Raw genomic sequence first — 17,394 nt, forward strand, 5'->3', positions numbered from 1 at the left:
GACAATTTGCTAGACGAGTCGACCCGATTCGAGGTCACGGAGTTCCTTCCTTGCTTATGCGCGAAACCCCTGTAGTGATTGATGGCCCGGTGGGTCAACTGGAAGCCCTTTACCTGGACAACGAGCAACCTCGCGGCCTGGCACTCATCTGCCATCCGAACCCGGTACAGGGCGGCACCATGCTCAACAAAGTGGTTTCGACCCTGCAGCGCACCGCGCGCGACGCCGGACTGGTGACCCTGCGCTTCAACTATCGTGGCGTCGGTGCCAGCGAGGGTTCCCACGACATGGGCACCGGTGAAGTTGATGATGCCCAGGCTGTCGCCGAATGGTTTCGCAGCAAACACCCGGAGTTGCCGCTGACCCTGTTCGGTTTCTCCTTCGGCGGTTTTGTTGCAGCAAGTCTCGGCGGACGCCTTGAGGCCAAGGGCGAGCAGCTCAAGCATCTGTTCATGGTCGCGCCGGCGGTCATGCGCCTGGGGGATCAGGATCAACTGCCGCAGCACGGCGAGTTGACCTTGATCCAGCCGGAAACCGACGAAGTGATCGATCCACAAGTCGTTTACCAATGGTCCGACAAGCTCGAACGTCCCCATGAGCTGCTGAAAGTGGCAGAATGCGGACACTTTTTTCATGGCAAGCTGACCGATCTCAAGGATCTGATCCTGCCGCGTCTCTCGAATTGATTGCAGTCTGACAAGCGATTACCCATGACGACCCGTACCCGTATCCTCACCGGCATCACCACCACCGGCACGCCGCACCTGGGCAACTACGCTGGCGCCATCCGCCCGGCGATCGTCGCCAGCCGTGACAGCAATGCCGATTCGTTCTACTTCCTGGCCGACTATCACGCCCTGATCAAGTGCGATGACCCGCTGCGCATCCAGCGCTCGCGTCTGGAAATCGCCGCGACCTGGCTGGCCGGTGGCCTGGATGTCGACCGCGTGACCTTCTACCGCCAGTCCGACATCCCGGAAATCCCCGAGCTGACCTGGCTGCTGACCTGCGTCGCCGCCAAGGGCCTGCTCAATCGCGCCCACGCCTACAAGGCTTCCGTGGACAAGAACGTCGAGACCGGCGAAGACCCGGACGCCGGCATCACCATGGGCCTGTACAGCTACCCGGTGCTGATGGCGGCGGACATCCTGATGTTCAACGCGCACAAGGTGCCGGTCGGTCGCGACCAGATCCAGCACGTGGAAATGGCGCGGGACATCGGCCAGCGCTTCAACCACCTGTTTGGCCAGGGCAAAGAGTTCTTCACCATGCCCGAGGCGTTGATCGAAGAGAGCGTCGCCACGTTGCCGGGCCTGGATGGCCGCAAGATGTCGAAGAGCTACGACAACACCATTCCGCTGTTCTCAAGCGCCAAGGAAATGAAGGACGCGATTTCGCGGATCGTCACCGACTCCCGCGCACCGGGTGAAGCCAAGGATCCTGATAACTCGCACCTGTTCACCCTGTTCCAGGCATTCGCCACCCCGGCGCAGGCCGACGAGTTCCGCAGCGAATTGTTGCAGGGCCTGGGTTGGGGCGAGGCGAAGAATCGTCTGTTCCAACTGCTGGACAGTGAACTGGGCGAATCTCGTGAGCGCTACAACCAACTGATCGAGCGCCCGGCGGATCTGGAAGACATCCTGCAACACGGTGCGAAAAAGGCCCGTGCGGTCGCGACACCCTTCCTCAATGAACTGCGTGAAGCGGTGGGCCTGCGCTCCTTCGTTGCCCAGACCCAAGTCGCGGCGACCACCAAGAAGAAGGCTGCGAAAGCCGCACGTTTTGTCAGCTTCCGCGAAGACGACGGCAGCTTCCGTTTCCGTCTGCTGGCCGCCGATGGCGAGCAACTGCTGCTGTCGCGCAACTTCGCCGACGGCAAGACCGCCGGTCAGGTGACCAAGCAACTGCAATCGGGTCAGCCACTGGACGTGCGAAATGAAGACCTGAACTTCAGCGTCTGGCTGGAAGGCGAGTGCGTTGCCGACAGCCCGGCCTTTGCCAGCAGTGCTGCGCGTGATGCTGCCGTCGAGGCTTTGCGCATTGCCCTGACGCCTGTTCAGGACTAAACAACGGTCCGGCCCGACCAAGGGCCGATTGCCATTCCTCCGGGCCGTCGCTACAGTGTCGGCCCGTTTTTGTTGCCTTGCTAACGAATTATGACGCCCCTAGAACGATATCAAGCTGATCTGAAACGCCCGGAATTCTTCCATGATGCCGCGCAGGAAACTGCCGTGCGTCATTTGCAGCGCCTGTACGACGATCTGGTCGCGGCCGAGCAAAACAAGCCGGGCCTGCTGGGCAAGTTGTTTGGCAAGAAGGATCAGACCCCGGTCAAGGGCCTGTATTTCTGGGGCGGCGTAGGTCGCGGCAAGACTTACCTGGTGGACACCTTCTTCGAAGCACTGCCCTTCAAGGAAAAGTCCCGTACGCACTTCCACCGCTTCATGAAGCGCGTGCACGAAGAGATGAAAACCCTGGGCGGCGAAAAAAACCCGCTGACCATCATCGCCAAGCGCTTCGCCACCGAAGCCCGGGTCATCTGCTTCGATGAATTCTTCGTTTCCGACATCACCGACGCCATGATCCTCGGCACCCTGATGGAAGAACTGTTCAAGAACGGCGTGACCCTGGTCGCGACGTCGAACATCGTGCCGGACGGCCTGTACAAGGACGGCCTGCAACGCGCGCGCTTCCTGCCGGCCATTGCGCTGATCAAGCAGAATACCGAGATCGTCAACGTCGACAGCGGCGTCGACTATCGTCTGCGTCACCTCGAACAAGCCGAGCTGTTCCACTATCCGCTCGACGAAGCCGCCAACGAAAGCCTGCGCAAGAGCTTCCGTGCGCTGACGCCGGAATGCACGGCTGCGGTCGAAAATGACGTGCTGATGATCGAAAATCGTGAGATTCGTGCCCTGCGCACCTGCGATGACGTGGCCTGGTTCAACTTTCGTGAACTGTGCGACGGCCCGCGCAGCCAGAACGACTACATCGAACTGGGCAAAATCTTCCACGCCGTGCTGCTCAGCGATGTCGAGCAGATGAGCGTCACCACCGACGACATCGCCCGGCGCTTCATCAACATGGTCGACGAGTTTTACGACCGTAACGTGAAGCTGATCATTTCTGCCGAAGTCGAACTCAAGGATCTGTACACCGGCGGGCGCTTGAACTTCGAATTCCAGCGTACCCTGAGTCGTCTGTTGGAAATGCAATCCCATGAATTCCTGGCTCGGGCGCACAAGCCGTAAGAGGATTCGTAAAATAAAAGGGCCTGCATTTGCAGGCCCTTTTTTATGCGCTGAAGATCCACCCTGTAGGAGCTGCCGAAGGCTGCGATCTTTTGATTTTGATTTTTCAAGATCAAAAGATCGCAGCCTTCGGCAGCTCCTACAGTGTTTTGCGAATGCCTTGAGGCTCAGGCAGCCTGCTGAAACTGCTGCCGATACTGGTTCGGCGACAGCTCCGTGTGCTGGCGGAACAGCCGCGCAAAGAAGCTCGCATCGTCATAGCCCACCTCATAACTGATGGTCTTGATGCTCTTGCGGCTGCCGGACAACAAGCCCTTGGCGGTTTCGATGCGCAGGCGTTGCAGGTAATGCAGTGGCTTGTCGCCGGTGGCGGTCTGGAAGCGGCGCATGAAGTTGCGGATGCTCATGCCGTGTTCGCGGGCGACGTCTTCGAAGCGGAACTTGTCGGCGAAGTGTTCTTCGAGCCAGTGCTGGATCTGCAGGATGATCACGTCCTGGTGCAGCTTCTGGCCTCCAAAACCGATGCGTCCCGGCGAGTAGCTGCGCTGCACCTCATACAGAATGTCCCGCGCTACGGCCTGGGACACATTGGCGCCACAGAAGCGCTCGATCAGGTAAATGTACAGGTCGCACGCCGAGGTGGTGCCGCCGGCGCAGTACAGGTTATCGGCGTCGGTAAGGTGTTTGTCCTGATTGAGCTGGACCTGTGGGAAGCGTTCGGCGAAGGCATTGAAGAAGCGCCAGTAGGTGGTCGCTTCCTTGCCGTTGAGCAGCCCGGCTTCGGCCAGCCAGAACACACCGGTGGCCTCGCCGCACAACACGGCGCCGCGCGCATGCTGTTGGCGCAACCAGGGCAGGACTTGCGGGTAGCGTTTGCAGAGGCTTTCAAAATCGTCCCAGAACGCGGGGAGAATGATGATGTCGGCGTTTTCCAGCCCGCCGTCCACCGGAATCATCACATCGCTGAAGGTGCTGACCGGTTTGCCATCGGGGCTGACCAGGCGGGTTTCGAACGCCGGTGTCAGGCCCTGGCCCAGCTGTTTGCCGTAGCGCAGGCTGGCGAGGTGGAAGAAATCCTTGGCTTGCATGAGGGTGGAAGCGAAAACCCGGTCGATGGCCAGGATGCTGACGCGCCGCAGGGGCGTGGAGGCTTGGTTAGACATAATTCAACTTTATTTTTATAGGGGGAAGTGGTCACCAGACGGCTGGATCGTCTTATTTTTTGTCGGATGTGTCCAGTGTCCTGTATCGGAAGCGAGGCATAGTCTCTGAAGGTCAACTCCTTCTAAAAACAAAGTAAAGGTGCCGCATGATCCCCAGAACCTTGTTCAGTTCCGAGCACGAGCTTTTCCGCGACAGCGTGCGGACGTTTCTCGAAAAGGAGGCGGTGCCCTTCCATGGGCAATGGGAAAAACAAGGCTATATCGACCGCAAACTGTGGAACAAGGCAGGGGAGGCGGGGATGCTCTGCTCCCACCTGCCGGAAGAGTACGGCGGCCTGGGGGCGGACTTTCTCTACAGTGCGGTGGTGATCGAAGAGGTGGGGCGGCTTGGCCTGACCGGCATCGGTTTCTCCCTGCACTCGGACATCGTGGCGCCTTACATCCTGCATTACGGCAGTGAGGCGCTGAAGCAGAAGTACCTGCCGAAACTGGTGTCCGGCGAGATGGTGACCGCGATCGCCATGACCGAACCGGGCGCCGGTTCCGATCTGCAGGGCGTGAAAACCACGGCCGTGCTTGATGGTGACGAGTACGTGATCAACGGCTCCAAGACTTTCATCACCAACGGCTACCTGGCCGATCTGGTGATCGTCGTCGCCAAGACCGATCCGAAGGCCGGCGCGAAAGGCACCAGCCTGTTTCTGGTGGAAGCCGATACGCCGGGCTTCGACAAGGGCAAGCGCCTGGAGAAGGTCGGGATGAAAGCCCAGGACACCTCGGAGCTGTTCTTCCAGGACGTGCGTGTGCCCAAGGAAAACCTGCTGGGCCAGGCCGGGATGGGCTTTGCCTACCTGATGCAGGAGTTGCCTCAGGAGCGCCTCACGGTGGCCATTGGCGGGCTGGCCTCAGCCGAAGCGGCGCTGCAATGGACGCTGGACTACACCCGCGAGCGCAAGGCGTTCGGCAAGTCGATCGCGGATTTTCAGAATACCCGGTTCAAACTGGCGGAGATGGCCACGGAAATCCAGATCGGTCGTGTCTTCGTCGACCGCTGTCTGGAACTGCACCTGCAAGGCAAGCTCGACGTGCCGACGGCGGCGATGGCCAAGTATTGGGGCACCGACCTGCAGTGCAAGGTGCTGGATGAGTGTGTGCAGTTGCACGGTGGCTACGGGTTCATGTGGGAATACCCGATCGCGCGGGCATGGGCGGATGCGCGCGTGCAGCGGATCTATGCCGGGACGAACGAGATCATGAAGGAGATCATTGCGCGGTCGCTTTGATTTATTTTTGATGGCTGAAAAGATCGCAGCCTGCGGCAGCTCCTACAGGGTTTACGCCAATCCCATGTAGGAGCTGCCGCAGGCTGCGATCTTTTTCAATTATGGCGCAGGGTTCGGATGATCCTTGTGAATCGCCTCGATCCCTTCCAGCACTTCCTCCGACAGCTTCAAGTCGAAACTGGCTATGTTGCTTTCCAGTTGCTCCATGGTGGTCGCGCCAATGATGTTGCTGGTCACGAACGGCTGCTGCGTCACGAACGCCAGGGCCATTTGCGCCGGGTCCAGGCCGTGTTCGCGAGCCAGGGCCACGTACCGGCTGCAGGCCGCTTCCGACTGTGGGTTGAAATAGCGGCTGAAGCGGCTGTAGAGGCTCAGGCGAGCTTTCGGTGGGCGGGCGCCACCTTCGTACTTGCCTGACAGGAAGCCGAACGCCAGCGGCGAATAGGCGAGCAGGCCGCACTGCTCGCGGATGGCGATTTCCGCCAGGCCGACTTCGAAGCTGCGATTGAGCAGGTTGTACGGGTTCTGGATCGATACGGCGCGCGGCCAGCCCCGGGCTTCGGCCAGGGCCAGGAAGCGCATGGTGCCCCACGGCGTCTCGTTGGACAGGCCGATGTGGCGGATCTTGCCGGCGCGGACCTGTTCGTCCAGCGCTTCAAGGGTGTCCTCCAGCGGGGTCAGGTTGGCTTCGGTCTGGTGCTTGTAGCCCAGTTGCCCGAAGAAGTTGGTGCTGCGCTCCGGCCAGTGCAGCTGGTACAGGTCGATGTAGTCGGTTTGCAGGCGCTTGAGGCTGGCGTCCACGGCTTCGGTGATGTGCTGCCGATTGTGCCGAAGGTTCTTGTCGCGGATGTAATCGATGGTATTGCCGGGGCCGGCGATCTTGCTGGCCAGGATCCAGTCGGCGCGATCGCCGCGGCTCTTGAAGTAATTGCCGATGTAGCGTTCGGTGGTGGCGTAGGTTTCGGCCTTGGGCGGCACCGGGTACATCTCGGCGGTATCGATGAAGTTGATCCCGGCGCTCTTGGCTCGTTCAATCTGGGCGAAGGCGTCTGCCTCGCTGTTTTGCTCGCCCCAGGTCATGGTTCCGAGGCAGAGGGCACTCACGTTCAGATTGGTTCGGCCTAGCTGGCGATAGTCCATCGGGGTGCTCCTTGGGCAAAACAATCATAAAAGCAGGTTGAATTATTTTTCGCAATCTGCATAATTGCGCACCTCTTTCTGCAGTGGAAGTGATGCGCCGCCGCCGAAGAATCTTGCCGTTGAACGGACGCGCCGACCCGAGCCCCCGAAAGCGTCTGTATCCGGCTGCCTTTGACTTGTCAAAGTACGCACTATTCAGTAAGATCCGCCGTCTAATTTACAGGGCGGCCCCTGAGGCTATAAAGAATGAAAACTTTTACTGCTAAACCGGAAACAGTAAAGCGCGACTGGTTTGTCGTCGACGCTGCTGGTCAGACCCTGGGTCGTCTGGCCACCGAAATCGCGAGCCGTCTGCGTGGCAAGCACAAGCCTGAGTACACTCCTCACGTTGACACCGGCGACTACATCGTCGTAATCAACGCTGAGCAGATCCGTGTTACCGGTGCTAAAACCACTGACAAAATGTACTACTCCCACTCCGGTTTCCCGGGCGGCATCAAGTCGATCAACTTTGAAAAGCTGATCGCCAAGGCCCCTGAGCGCGTGATCGAGACCGCGGTCAAAGGCATGCTGCCTAAGAACCCGCTGGGTCGCGACATGTACCGTAAGCTGAAAGTCTATGCGGGCGCTGCACACCCTCATACTGCTCAGCAGCCCCAAGAACTGAAGATTTAACGGAATAGTTCATTATGTCGGCGACTCAAAATTACGGCACTGGCCGTCGCAAGACCGCAACCGCACGCGTTTTCCTGCGTCCGGGTACTGGTAACATCTCCATCAACAACCGTTCGCTGGATAATTTCTTCGGCCGCGAAACTGCCCGCATGGTAGTTCGTCAGCCGCTGGAATTGACTGAGACTGTCGAGAAGTTCGACATCTACGTCACCGTGATCGGCGGTGGTGTGAGTGGTCAAGCTGGCGCAATCCGCCACGGCATCACCCGCGCTCTGATGGACTACGACGAGACTCTGCGCAGCGCCCTGCGTAAAGCCGGCTTCGTAACCCGCGATGCTCGTGAAGTTGAACGTAAGAAAGTCGGTCTGCGTAAAGCGCGTAAGCGTCCGCAGTACTCGAAGCGTTAATTCGCTTTCACGTTCAAAAAAGAACGCCCAGTCTCCTCACGGAGCTGGGCGTTTTTTTATGCCTGCGATTTATCAAAGAATTGCGCTGTGACAACTTGCCACATCCGTAGACGCCCTATACTCCAAGGCTTGAGGGTGGTGGGCTCCGGTAATTACCTTGTCAGAATTGGGGCTTTTCATTACCATTCGGCAAAATTTTTATAAGTACATAGTTTTACTTAGTAGATGCCTGATTTAACAGGCCACAAAGCTGATGGGAGAGGACTGAATGAGCAATGACGGCGTGAATACAGGCCGGCGTCGCTTCTTGGTGGCAGCCACATCCGTGGTGGGTGCTGCAGGAGCGGTGGGGGCTGCGGTCCCGTTCGTGGGGTCATGGTTTCCCAGTGCCAAGGCGAAAGCCGCTGGTGCACCGGTGAAAGTGAATGTCAGCAAAATCGAGCCAGGTCAGCAGATGATTGCTGAGTGGCGCGGTCAGCCGGTGTTCATCGTCCGCCGTACGCCGGAAATCCTGGGGAATCTGAAAAAGATCGAAGGCGATCTCGCCGATCCTGATTCCAAGCAATCGACGCAACCGGCCTATGTCAACCCGGAAACACGTTCGATCAAGCCAGAAGTTCTGCTGCTGATCGGCATTTGCACGCACTTGGGTTGTTCGCCTACTTTCCGTCCGGAAGTGGCACCTGCGGATCTTGGTCCGAAATGGGTAGGTGGATATTTCTGCCCTTGCCACGGCTCCCATTACGATCTGGCTGGCCGTGTCTACAAGTCGCAACCTGCGCCTTTGAACCTGCCAGTTCCCCCGCATTCCTATGAGACCGATGAGATCATTGTCATTGGCGTCGATACGGAGAAAGCGTGATGAGCAAGTTCATGGATTGGGTTGATGCGCGCTTTCCCGCGACCAAGATGTGGGAAGACCATCTCAGCAAGTATTACGCTCCGAAAAACTTCAACTTCTTCTACTTCTTTGGCTCCCTGGCATTGCTCGTTCTGGTCAACCAGATCGTTACCGGTGTCTGGCTGACCATGAGCTACACCCCGTCGGCGGAAGAAGCGTTCGCTTCCGTCGAGTACATCATGCGCGACGTCGAGTACGGTTCGATCCTGCGTCTGCTGCACTCCACCGGCGCTTCGGCGTTCTTCATCGTGGTCTATCTGCACATGTTCCGTGGCCTGCTCTACGGTTCGTACCAGAAGCCGCGCGAACTGGTGTGGGTCTTCGGCATGCTGATCTACCTGGCGCTGATGGCCGAAGCCTTCATGGGTTACCTGCTGCCGTGGGGTCAGATGTCCTACTGGGGTGCCCAGGTGATCATCTCGCTGTTCGGTGCGATCCCGGTCATCGGCAACGACCTGACCCAGTGGATTCGTGGTGACTACCTGATTTCCGGCATTACCCTGAACCGCTTCTTCGCCTTGCATGTGGTTGCCCTGCCGATCGTCATCCTCGGTCTGGTGGTGCTGCACATCCTGGCGTTGCACGAAGTCGGTTCGAACAACCCGGACGGCGTGGACATCAAGAAGCACAAGGACGAAAACGGCATACCGCTGGACGGCATCGCCTTCCATCCGTACTACACCGTGAAAGATATCGTCGGCGTGGTGGTGTTCCTGTTCATCTTCTGCTCGATCGTGTTCTTCTTCCCGGAAATGGGTGGCTACTTCCTCGAGAAGCCGAACTTTGAAGTGGCGAACGCCTTCAAGACCCCAGAGCACATCGCTCCGGTCTGGTACTTCACCCCGTTCTACGCCATTTTGCGTGCGGTTCCAGACAAGCTCTTTGGTGTCATAGCCATGGGCGCGGCCATTGCCGTGCTGTTCGTCCTGCCGTGGCTGGACCGCAGCCCGGTCAAGTCGATGCGCTACAAAGGCTGGCTGAGCAAGATCTGGCTCTGGGTGTTCTGCATCTCGTTCGTGATCCTGGGCGTGCTGGGCGTTCTGGCCCCAACCCCTGAGCGTACGTTGCTGTCGCAGGTATGTACCTTCCTGTACTTCGCCTACTTCATTCTGATGCCGTTCTACACCAGGCTCGAGAAGACCAAACCGGTTCCGGAAAGGGTGACTGGCTGATGAAAAAACTATTTGCTGTATTGATGCTTGCTGCGCTGCCGGTTTTTGCTTTCGCAGCCGAACACGGTGGCCCTGAGCTGGAAAAAGTCGACATTGACGTTTCCGATAAGGCAGCCATGCAGGACGGCGCACGTACGTTCGCCAACTACTGCATGGGTTGCCACAGTGCCAAGTTCCAGCGCTATGAGCGTGTTGCCGACGACCTGGGCATTCCCCATGAGTTGATGCTGGAGAAGCTGGTCTTCACGGGTGCCAAGATCGGCGACCACATGAGCATCGGCATGCAGCCTGCGGATGCCAAGGCCTGGTTTGGTGCCGCACCTCCGGACCTGACCCTGGTTGCCCGTGTTCGCGGCACCGACTGGCTCTACAGTTACCTGAAGTCGTTCTACGAAGATCCTGCGCGCCCATGGGGTGTGAACAACAAGGTCTTCCCGAACGTGGGCATGCCTAACGTCCTGGCCGGCCTGCAAGGTCGCCAGGTCGTGGGATGCAAACAGGTTCCGATCGTCGAAGGCGGCAAGAAGCAATACGATCCGCTGACCGGCACGCCGTTGACTCATGAAGCGTGCGATCAGTTGACCATTGTGCCGAAAAGCGGTGCTCTGACTGAAGAGCAGTTCGATGAGAAGGTCAAGAATCTGGTAACCTTCCTGGCTTACTCGGCTAACCCGGTTAAGCTGCAGCATCAGCGCATCGGTACGTACGTATTGTTGTACCTGGCGTTCTTCTTCGTATTCGCTTACCTGCTCAAGCGCGAATACTGGAAAGACGTGCACTGATAAAGCTTCAAGCTATTGCTGTTAATCGCGCGCGCCCAAGGGCGCCTCTGAATAGGTAGCGAACTGGTGATCCAGTCGTTACGGGAGGCGCCCTCTGGGCGCGCTCGTTTTTCCGCTTTCGATAATTTCTACAAGCGAGGAGGATCGCCATGGGCGTGACCAATCGGTTGGCCTGTTACTCCGACCCCGCCGACCACTATTCCCACCGAGTGCGCATCGTACTGGCAGAGAAGGGTGTCAGCGCCGAGATCATTTACGTGGAAGCTGGACGCCAGCCACCTAAACTGATTGAAGTGAACCCTTACGGCAGCTTGCCCACCCTGGTCGATCGCGACCTGGCGTTGTGGGAGTCGACTGTGGTGATGGAATATCTGGATGAGCGTTACCCGCACCCGCCGCTACTGCCGGTTTATCCCGTGGCGCGTGCCAACAGTCGCCTGCTGATACACCGCATTCAGCGAGACTGGTGTGGTCTGGTGGACCTGATTCTGGATTCGCGGACCAAGGAGGCGGCCCGTGCCGTGGCTCGCAAAGAGTTGCGCGAAAGCCTGACGGGTGTGTCGCCACTGTTTGCCGACAAGCCGTTTTTCCTCAGCGAGGAACAAAGCCTGGTGGACTGCTGCCTATTGCCAATACTCTGGCGATTGCCGATTCTGGGTATAGAACTGCCGCGGCCGGCCAAGCCGCTGCTTGATTATATGGAGCGCCAGTTTGCGCGTGAGGCTTTCCAGGCGAGTCTGTCTGGTGTCGAACGCGACATGCGCTAAGGCTTAAGGAGCCGCTATGAACTCCAGTCGACCTTATCTGGTCCGCGCGCTCTATGAGTGGATTGTGGACAACGATTGCACCCCGCATATGCTGGTCAATTCCGAGTATCCGTCGGTGCAGGTGCCTCAAGGCTTTGCCAGTGACGGGCAGATCGTCCTGAACGTATCGCCACAAGCCGTGCGCCACTTGCACATGGATAACGAGGCGGTCAGTTTCGAGGGGCGCTTCGGTGGCGTGCCGCACACCTTGTACGTGCCTATCGCATCGATCCTGGGTATCTACGCCCGGGAGAACGGGCAGGGCATGGTGTTCGACCTGGAATCGCCGATGGGCGAGGACGACGACATCGAGCCGGATGACGACCTTCCGCCACCGGACAGCGAGCCACCGCGTCCAAGCGGTCGCCCCAGTTTGAAGGTGGTGAAATAAAAAAAAGGGTGATCCGCAAGGATCACCCTTTTTTTTATTTCACCACCTTCAAACGATGTAGGAGCGAGCCTGCTCGCGATGGGCGTGAACGATGACGCGGGCTGTCTGAATGAGCGCATTCACCGGACGTTTTTCGCGAGCAAGCTAGCTCAACAAGATGTGGATCAGTCGATGTACTCGAACAGCTTCACAATCTTCTGCACGCCGGAAACGCCTTGCACCAGGTTGGTCGCCTGCGCAGCTTCCTGTTTGGTCAGCAGGCCCAGCAAGTAGACGATGCCGTTTTCAGTGACGACCTTGATGCGCGAGCCAGGGATGTTCGCGTCAGCGAGCATCTGGGTCTTGATCTTGGTGGTCAGCCAGGTGTCATTCTGGCGCGCCAGCAGCGAGGAGGGGGCCATGACTTGCAGCTCGTTGTGCACCTGCTTCACGCGCTGGACCGCGGCGGCAGCCTGTTCGGCCTTGGCCTTGAGGTCTGCGCGTGGCGTTTGCCCGGCGAGCAGCACGACGCCGTTGTAGCTGGTGACGACGATGTGCGAGTCCTTGTCCAGGGCCGGGTCGGCCTTGGCGATGTTCACGCCAACCTTGGTGTCGATCAGGGAGTCGTCGATCTTGCTGCCCAGTGTGCGAGTGCCGCGGTCATCTTCAATGGGGGCTTCACGGCTGGCGGTCACCACCGAGGTGCAACCGCTGATGCCGAGGCACAGAGTCAAGGCCAGTAGGCCAAGGCGATTAGGGGTCATTCTTCACTCCCGAACAATTGGCTGTCGATCAAGTCGCAAAGGCAATGGATCGCCAGCAGGTGGACTTCTTGAATACGAGCGGTGACGTTGGCCGGTACGCGAATCTCCACGTCCTCGGGCAACAGCAGCGACGCCATTCCGCCGCCGTCACGTCCCGTCAATGCTACGACAATCATTTCGCGATCATGTGCGGCCTGGATCGCTTGAATTATGTTGGCCGAGTTGCCGCTGGTGGAGATAGCCAGCAACACATCGCCCGGTTGGCCCAGTGCGCGGATCTGCTTGGAGAAGATTTCGTTATAGCTGTAGTCGTTGGCGATCGAGGTGATCGTCGAGCTGTCGGTCGTCAAGGCGATGGCCGGCAGGCTCGGGCGCTCGCGCTCAAAGCGATTGAGCAGCTCGGACGAAAAGTGCTGGGCGTCGCCGGCTGAGCCGCCGTTGCCACAGGAAAGCATTTTACCTTCGTTGAGCAGGGCGTTGACCATGACCTGGCTGGCTTGCTCGATGTGCGGTGCAAGAACTTCCATCGCCTGTTGCTTGGTGTCGATACTGGCCTGAAAAAGCTGGCGAATTCGGGATTGCATGTCCATCTGTGTGACCTTAATTAGCGCGGCTGTTCGGCACGTGAATGTGCAGCCCGCAAAGCAAAGAGCAAAAGTGTTGGGTGATAGTGTCCGGTTCGTGATGCCGGTGATCAGCCGTCGAAGGCATTCTGTAGCCAGTTCAGCTGATCGAGGTGGCTGTCGATGGCAATCACGTCGAAGCGGCAAGGGGAATTGGCCCAGCGCGACTCGCGCTGAAGAAAATATTGCGCGGCGAAAATCAGCTTTTGCCGTTTGCGCTCATCGATGCTATCGAGCGCGCCACCCCATTGAGTGTCTTTTCGGTAGCGGACTTCAACGAATACTACTGTATCGCCATCTAGCATGACCAGATCAAGCTCGCCGCGTTTGCACAACCAGTTCTGCGCCAGCAGGCGCAGACCCTGTTGTTGAAGATGCTCGAGCGCGTGGCGCTCGGCATCCATACCGCTTTGCCGGCGTGACCTGTCAGGCATCAGCGGGCGGTGTCCGGCAGGCGCTGGATCTGGCCATTGGCGAACTGGGCCCATGGCAACTGGCGCACGACCCGCTGGCTCTGAGTCATGCCGAGGCTGCCCGACTCACCGTCGATGCGGCTGTCCGGCAGAGACTTCAGCTGGCCCAGGCGCGGCGCCAGTCGATAGGCGTCCACGCCCATGGCGTACAGACGCCCCAGGCTACCGGCGGCTTGTGGCCACTGGGCGGTGACCTGGCGGCGCAGTGGATCGTTGGCATCCAGCAGCCAGGGTGTTTCACAGAAACGAATGCCGTTCATGTCGTTGTACTGGTTGACGTCGCCGCTGGCGCTGAACACGTGAGAGGTGGCGTAGACCGGTACATCGCCTGCGTACTGGAAGTTCAGGGTCGGTTTGATCTGTTGGGCCTGTTGCGGCGTTGCGGCGAGGAAGATGAACTCGATGTCCTGGCGACGCGACGGCTGGGCTGCTACTTGCGAGCCAACAGTGCTTTGCAGGCTCTTGGCGCGACCTTCGCTCTGGCGCAGCTGGAACATGTCGGCAATCTGCTGGGCCAGCTGGACCGGTTGGTCGACGCGTTCGGTGGCGACGATGGTGCCGCCATTGGCCTGCCAATCCTGGCTGAACGCCTTGAGCACGCGATCGCCCCATTCGCCCTTCGGCACCATGATGGCTGCGCGATGCAGGCCGTCGGCACGAGCGCGGCGCGACACTTCACGGGCTTCGTCTTCAGCCGCAAGGCCGAACTGGAACAACTGCGCCGGGCCTTGATCGCCTTCGCTGTAGTTCAGCGCCAGGGTGGTGATCGGGAGTTGCGGGCGAGTGCTCAACTGTTTGACCAGTGGTTTCTCCAGCGGGCCGACGACCAGTTGCACGCCATCGGCCTGGGCCTTGCGGTAGAACTCGTCCATGGATGTCAGGCGCGAGCTGTCATAAAACTCGATGGCGGGTGGTTTCTGTCCGGCCTGTTGTGCCTGGTAGTGGGCAGCCATGAAACCGTCGCGCAATGCTTTGCCAACCGAGGCCAACTGGCCATCCTGAGGCAGCAGCAGGGCAATCTTGCTCAAGGGCTGGCTGGCCAGTTCCTTGAGTTGGGTCAGTGGCTGCGGCAATTGAAGGGCGGCCGGGTGTTTCGGGTTCTGCGCGCGCCAGTTGTCGATGGCGGCCTGTTGCTGCTCCAGGGTGCCGGCGGATTTCACGGCCAGGGCCAGGGCCATCCAGCCGCCGAGATCGTCGCTGGCGCTCGGCTGCAACTGCTCGGTCGGCAGCGAAGCGATCAGGGTCCAGATCGCTTCGTGGTTTTTGCTCGCGGCTTCACCTTTAAGCATCGGGGCAATGAAAATGCGCTCGCGAGCGGCGGCAAGGGTCTGGCCATCGGCTTCCAGGGCGCGGGCGTGAACTGTGCCGGTGCGGACCTGTTGCTCGACGGGCAGCTCGCTCAGGTATTGCATGCTTGGGTGGCTCAGGGCAGTCAGTGCAGCCTTGGGCTGATTGCGGGTCATGGCCAGTTCGGCCGCCAGGGTGTTGGCGAAAATCTGTGGCCCTGGCTTGAGCTGCTCGACCGGGACCTGTTGCAGGATTTGCGCGGACTGGCCGGCATTGCCCTGGCGATAGGCCAGGTCGGCAGCGCTCAAGCGCAGCAGGGCGGCATCTTCCGGTGATTTGCTTTGGGCGGCCTTCTCAAGCAGTTGCTCGATACTGGCGTCCGGTGTCCGTGGTAGTTCGCCAAGGCTGGACGAGGGCGAGCTGGCGCAAGCCGCCAGCAAGGCAGCGAGGCAGAGGGCAGATAACAGCCGCAGGCAAGCGATCATGTAAGCGTTCCTGATACTCGATCAAATTAGCGTGGAATTGTACCCAAGCACTGGCCGGGGCGCGATGTTACTGGCGTGAATCGATCAATTTAGCTGGTGTAAATGTTGCGCCAGCGCACAAACGGTCACCGATACCTCGTTTGCTTGCGGGTATCGTGAGTCTCGCTACGCGCTACAATGGCGACTTTTACCGATCATGAGGTGTGCGCTTTGACTGCTCCAGGTGCTTTGAATTCCGCTGCTGGCTCGCTTTATGTGGTGGCGACGCCCATCGGCAACCTGGATGACATCAGTGCGCGGGCGCTGAAGATTCTGCGTGAAGTGGCCTTGATCGCCGCGGAAGACACCCGTCATTCCCAGCGCTTGATGCAACACTTCGGCATTTCGACGCCACTGGCCGCCTGTCATGAACACAACGAGCGGGATGAAGGTAGTCGCTTTATCACGCGTCTGCTGGCCGGTGACAACGTGGCATTGATCTCTGACGCCGGGACGCCACTGATTTCCGATCCGGGTTATCACCTGGTAAGACAGGCTCGCGCGGCAGGTATCAACGTGGTGCCCGTTCCGGGTGCCTGCGCCTTGATTGCAGCATTGTCGGCGGCGGGGCTGCCATCCGATCGTTTCATTTTCGAGGGTTTTTTGCCGGCCAAGGCGGTGGGGCGGCGAGCGCGCCTCGAACAGGTAAAGGAAGAACCTCGCACATTGATCTTCTATGAGGCCCCGCATCGCATCCTCGAATGCCTGCAAGACATGGAGCTGGTGTTCGGCCCCGAGCGCCCGGCACTGCTTGCCCGTGAGCTGACCAAGACCTTTGAAACCCTCAAGGGGCTGCCTCTGGCCGAGCTGCGCGAGTTCGTCGAGTCGGACAGCAATCAGCAGCGCGGCGAGTGCGTCGTGTTGGTGGCGGGCTGGTCTGCCCCCGAGGAGGAGGGTGCTGTCAGCAGTGAGGCGATGCGCATCCTCAACCTGTTGCTCGAAGAGATGCCGCTCAAGCGTGCGGCGGCTTTGGCGGCGCAAATCACCGGCGAACGAAAGAATGTGCTGTATCAGATCGCGCTGGATCAGCAGAAGGGCGAGTAAAACCCGACGCGCAGGCGTGCGCACCGGCGCTTAACGCTTGTTCTTCGGGCGCTCTGCCGGTAACCTTCGCGGCGGAGAGTCGATCGGACAGTCGCTGCCCTCTATGAAAATTAGGGGGGGGAGGAAAGTCCGGGCTCCATAGGGCGAAGTGCCAGGTAATGCCTGGGAGGCGTGAGCCTACGGAAAGTGCCACAGAAAATAACCGCCTAAGCGCTTCGGCGCCGGTAAGGGTGAAAAGGTGCGGTAAGAGCGCACCGCACGTCTGGCAACAGTTCGTGGCTAGGTAAACCCCACTTGGAGCAAGACCAAATAGGGTCCCAAGGCGTGGCCCGCGCTGGGACCGGGTAGGTTGCTAAAGATGTCCAGTGATGGCCATCGTAGACGAATGACTGTTCAAGACAGAACCCGGCTTACAGATCGACTCTCCACCTTTTTCTCCCCTCTGCTTAAATCATTGAGCAAGGGGGATAGTGATAGCAATTTCCCTCCTTGCACAAACGTCGGGAGAAGCGGTTTTGTGATATCGATTAGCCCGCGCTTGTAGGGATCGCATAAACTCCACGCAGCACCGGTTTCCCTCCTTGCACATTCATCCGCAGAACCTCTTTTGTAATACCAAAAAAATCTTACTCTTAATAAATTACATTAACTTCCGAACGCAGCCTCCTGTGCTGATTCAAGTTATCGGGCAGTTTCATGTGCCGGATTCTCGTTGCCCCTCCGTTAATG

At 59.0% G+C, this 17,394-nt stretch carries 18 protein-coding genes and 1 other RNA gene; 13 read left to right on the plus strand and 6 right to left on the minus strand.

Going from position 1 to position 17,394, the window contains the following annotated elements; all coding sequences use genetic code 11:
* Nucleotides 1-56 precede the first annotated feature (56 nt).
* The 3 genes from PMI26_RS21175 (at nt 57) to zapE (ending at nt 3,251) form a co-directional block, all read left to right on the plus strand.
* A complete protein-coding gene (locus PMI26_RS21175; RefSeq protein ID WP_033047638.1) occupies nt 57-686 on the plus strand; it encodes an alpha/beta hydrolase in 630 nt (209 codons plus the stop codon).
* 24 nt (nt 687-710) lie between these two features.
* Nucleotides 711-2,066, plus strand: a complete 1,356-nt coding sequence (locus PMI26_RS21170) for a tryptophan--tRNA ligase (protein ID WP_007972564.1) — start codon at nt 711-713, stop codon at nt 2,064-2,066.
* A 90-nt stretch (nt 2,067-2,156) separates the two neighbouring features.
* Nucleotides 2,157-3,251, plus strand: a complete 1,095-nt coding sequence (gene zapE / locus PMI26_RS21165) for a cell division protein ZapE (protein WP_033047639.1) — start codon at nt 2,157-2,159, stop codon at nt 3,249-3,251.
* Nucleotides 3,252-3,418: 167 nt separating this feature from the next.
* Here zapE and PMI26_RS21160 read toward each other — a convergent pair whose 3' ends face one another.
* On the minus strand, nt 3,419-4,339 hold the full coding sequence (locus PMI26_RS21160) for a GlxA family transcriptional regulator (protein ID WP_177323525.1): 921 nt from the start codon (nt 4,337-4,339) through the stop codon (nt 3,419-3,421).
* A gap of 221 nt (nt 4,340-4,560) precedes the next feature.
* Here PMI26_RS21160 and PMI26_RS21155 point away from each other — a divergent pair, with 221 nt between their 5' ends.
* Nucleotides 4,561-5,697, plus strand: coding sequence for an acyl-CoA dehydrogenase family protein (locus PMI26_RS21155; protein WP_007972572.1), 1,137 nt, complete (start codon nt 4,561-4,563; stop codon nt 5,695-5,697).
* A 99-nt stretch (nt 5,698-5,796) separates the two neighbouring features.
* Here PMI26_RS21155 and PMI26_RS21150 read toward each other — a convergent pair whose 3' ends face one another.
* A complete protein-coding gene (locus PMI26_RS21150) occupies nt 5,797-6,837 on the minus strand; it encodes an NADP(H)-dependent aldo-keto reductase (protein ID WP_007972574.1) in 1,041 nt (346 codons plus the stop codon).
* A gap of 246 nt (nt 6,838-7,083) precedes the next feature.
* Here PMI26_RS21150 and rplM point away from each other — a divergent pair, with 246 nt between their 5' ends.
* The 7 genes from rplM (at nt 7,084) to PMI26_RS21115 (ending at nt 11,971) form a co-directional block, all read left to right on the plus strand.
* The gene (rplM, locus tag PMI26_RS21145; protein ID WP_003228062.1) at nt 7,084-7,512 is read left to right on the plus strand and encodes a 50S ribosomal protein L13; all 429 of its coding nucleotides are present in this window, start codon (nt 7,084-7,086) and stop codon (nt 7,510-7,512) included.
* A 14-nt stretch (nt 7,513-7,526) separates the two neighbouring features.
* Nucleotides 7,527-7,919 (plus strand): 30S ribosomal protein S9, encoded by a 393-nt coding sequence (gene rpsI, locus PMI26_RS21140; RefSeq protein ID WP_003228056.1) that lies wholly within the window; start codon nt 7,527-7,529, stop codon nt 7,917-7,919.
* A 268-nt stretch (nt 7,920-8,187) separates the two neighbouring features.
* A complete protein-coding gene (gene petA, locus PMI26_RS21135) occupies nt 8,188-8,781 on the plus strand; it encodes a ubiquinol-cytochrome c reductase iron-sulfur subunit (RefSeq protein ID WP_007972576.1) in 594 nt (197 codons plus the stop codon).
* The gene (locus PMI26_RS21130) at nt 8,781-9,992 is read left to right on the plus strand and encodes a cytochrome b (protein ID WP_007972577.1); all 1,212 of its coding nucleotides are present in this window, start codon (nt 8,781-8,783) and stop codon (nt 9,990-9,992) included. Before petA ends, PMI26_RS21130 begins: the two co-directional genes overlap by 1 nt.
* Complete coding sequence (locus tag PMI26_RS21125; RefSeq protein ID WP_007972579.1) at nt 9,992-10,774, plus strand: cytochrome c1; 783 nt, start codon at nt 9,992-9,994, stop codon at nt 10,772-10,774. The genes PMI26_RS21130 and PMI26_RS21125 overlap by 1 nt, the downstream gene beginning before the upstream one ends.
* Nucleotides 10,775-10,923: 149 nt before the next feature.
* Nucleotides 10,924-11,541 carry a glutathione S-transferase N-terminal domain-containing protein gene (locus PMI26_RS21120; RefSeq protein ID WP_007972581.1) on the plus strand — a complete coding sequence of 206 codons (618 nt, stop codon included), beginning with the start codon at nt 10,924-10,926 and terminating at the stop codon, nt 11,539-11,541.
* 16 nt (nt 11,542-11,557) lie between these two features.
* Nucleotides 11,558-11,971: a ClpXP protease specificity-enhancing factor gene (locus PMI26_RS21115; protein WP_007972582.1), complete on the plus strand. Its 414-nt coding sequence runs from the start codon at nt 11,558-11,560 to the stop codon at nt 11,969-11,971.
* 164 nt (nt 11,972-12,135) lie between these two features.
* Here PMI26_RS21115 and PMI26_RS21110 read toward each other — a convergent pair whose 3' ends face one another.
* The 4 genes from PMI26_RS21110 to PMI26_RS21095 form a co-directional block, all read right to left on the minus strand.
* Nucleotides 12,136-12,714 carry a BON domain-containing protein gene (locus PMI26_RS21110; RefSeq protein ID WP_007972583.1) on the minus strand — a complete coding sequence of 193 codons (579 nt, stop codon included), beginning with the start codon at nt 12,712-12,714 and terminating at the stop codon, nt 12,136-12,138.
* Complete coding sequence (locus tag PMI26_RS21105; protein WP_007972584.1) at nt 12,711-13,304, minus strand: phosphoheptose isomerase; 594 nt, start codon at nt 13,302-13,304, stop codon at nt 12,711-12,713. The genes PMI26_RS21110 and PMI26_RS21105 overlap by 4 nt, the downstream gene beginning before the upstream one ends.
* 104 nt (nt 13,305-13,408) lie before the next feature.
* Complete coding sequence (locus tag PMI26_RS21100) at nt 13,409-13,771, minus strand: YraN family protein (RefSeq protein ID WP_007972585.1); 363 nt, start codon at nt 13,769-13,771, stop codon at nt 13,409-13,411.
* Nucleotides 13,771-15,582 carry a penicillin-binding protein activator gene (locus PMI26_RS21095; protein WP_007972586.1) on the minus strand — a complete coding sequence of 604 codons (1,812 nt, stop codon included), beginning with the start codon at nt 15,580-15,582 and terminating at the stop codon, nt 13,771-13,773. The genes PMI26_RS21100 and PMI26_RS21095 overlap by 1 nt, the downstream gene beginning before the upstream one ends.
* 177 nt (nt 15,583-15,759) lie before the next feature.
* Here PMI26_RS21095 and rsmI point away from each other — a divergent pair, with 177 nt between their 5' ends.
* Nucleotides 15,760-16,665 (plus strand): 16S rRNA (cytidine(1402)-2'-O)-methyltransferase, encoded by a 906-nt coding sequence (gene rsmI, locus PMI26_RS21090; protein ID WP_162130270.1) that lies wholly within the window; start codon nt 15,760-15,762, stop codon nt 16,663-16,665.
* Nucleotides 16,666-16,740: 75 nt separating this feature from the next.
* Nucleotides 16,741-17,094, plus strand: an RNA gene (rnpB, locus tag PMI26_RS30080) — RNase P RNA component class A.
* Nucleotides 17,095-17,394: the final 300 nt, after the last annotated feature.

The sequence above is a fragment of the Pseudomonas sp. GM33 genome (assembly GCF_000282295.1).
GTDB lineage: Bacteria > Pseudomonadota > Gammaproteobacteria > Pseudomonadales > Pseudomonadaceae > Aquipseudomonas > Aquipseudomonas laurylsulfatiphila.

Excerpts from the sequence above, each read along its gene's own strand:
- PMI26_RS21095 (WP_007972586.1), bottom strand. The coding sequence starts at position 15,582 with ATGATCGCTTGCCTGCGGCTGTTATCTGCCCTCTGCCTCGCTGCCTTG.
- PMI26_RS21105 (WP_007972584.1), bottom strand. The coding sequence starts at position 13,304 with ATGGACATGCAATCCCGAATTCGCCAGCTTTTTCAGGCCAGTATCGAC.
- rplM (WP_003228062.1), top strand. The coding sequence starts at position 7,084 with ATGAAAACTTTTACTGCTAAACCGGAAACAGTAAAGCGCGACTGGTTT.
- PMI26_RS21130 (WP_007972577.1), top strand. The coding sequence starts at position 8,781 with ATGAGCAAGTTCATGGATTGGGTTGATGCGCGCTTTCCCGCGACCAAG.
- PMI26_RS21150 (WP_007972574.1), bottom strand. The coding sequence starts at position 6,837 with ATGGACTATCGCCAGCTAGGCCGAACCAATCTGAACGTGAGTGCCCTC.
- PMI26_RS21125 (WP_007972579.1), top strand. The coding sequence starts at position 9,992 with ATGAAAAAACTATTTGCTGTATTGATGCTTGCTGCGCTGCCGGTTTTT.
- PMI26_RS21160 (WP_177323525.1), bottom strand. The coding sequence starts at position 4,339 with ATGCAAGCCAAGGATTTCTTCCACCTCGCCAGCCTGCGCTACGGCAAA.
- PMI26_RS21170 (WP_007972564.1), top strand. The coding sequence starts at position 711 with ATGACGACCCGTACCCGTATCCTCACCGGCATCACCACCACCGGCACG.
- PMI26_RS21115 (WP_007972582.1), top strand. The coding sequence starts at position 11,558 with ATGAACTCCAGTCGACCTTATCTGGTCCGCGCGCTCTATGAGTGGATT.
- PMI26_RS21120 (WP_007972581.1), top strand. The coding sequence starts at position 10,924 with ATGGGCGTGACCAATCGGTTGGCCTGTTACTCCGACCCCGCCGACCAC.
- rsmI (WP_162130270.1), top strand. The coding sequence starts at position 15,760 with ATGGCGACTTTTACCGATCATGAGGTGTGCGCTTTGACTGCTCCAGGT.
- PMI26_RS21100 (WP_007972585.1), bottom strand. The coding sequence starts at position 13,771 with ATGCCTGACAGGTCACGCCGGCAAAGCGGTATGGATGCCGAGCGCCAC.
- PMI26_RS21155 (WP_007972572.1), top strand. The coding sequence starts at position 4,561 with ATGATCCCCAGAACCTTGTTCAGTTCCGAGCACGAGCTTTTCCGCGAC.
- zapE (WP_033047639.1), top strand. The coding sequence starts at position 2,157 with ATGACGCCCCTAGAACGATATCAAGCTGATCTGAAACGCCCGGAATTC.
- petA (WP_007972576.1), top strand. The coding sequence starts at position 8,188 with ATGAGCAATGACGGCGTGAATACAGGCCGGCGTCGCTTCTTGGTGGCA.
- rpsI (WP_003228056.1), top strand. The coding sequence starts at position 7,527 with ATGTCGGCGACTCAAAATTACGGCACTGGCCGTCGCAAGACCGCAACC.
- PMI26_RS21110 (WP_007972583.1), bottom strand. The coding sequence starts at position 12,714 with ATGACCCCTAATCGCCTTGGCCTACTGGCCTTGACTCTGTGCCTCGGC.
- PMI26_RS21175 (WP_033047638.1), top strand. The coding sequence starts at position 57 with ATGCGCGAAACCCCTGTAGTGATTGATGGCCCGGTGGGTCAACTGGAA.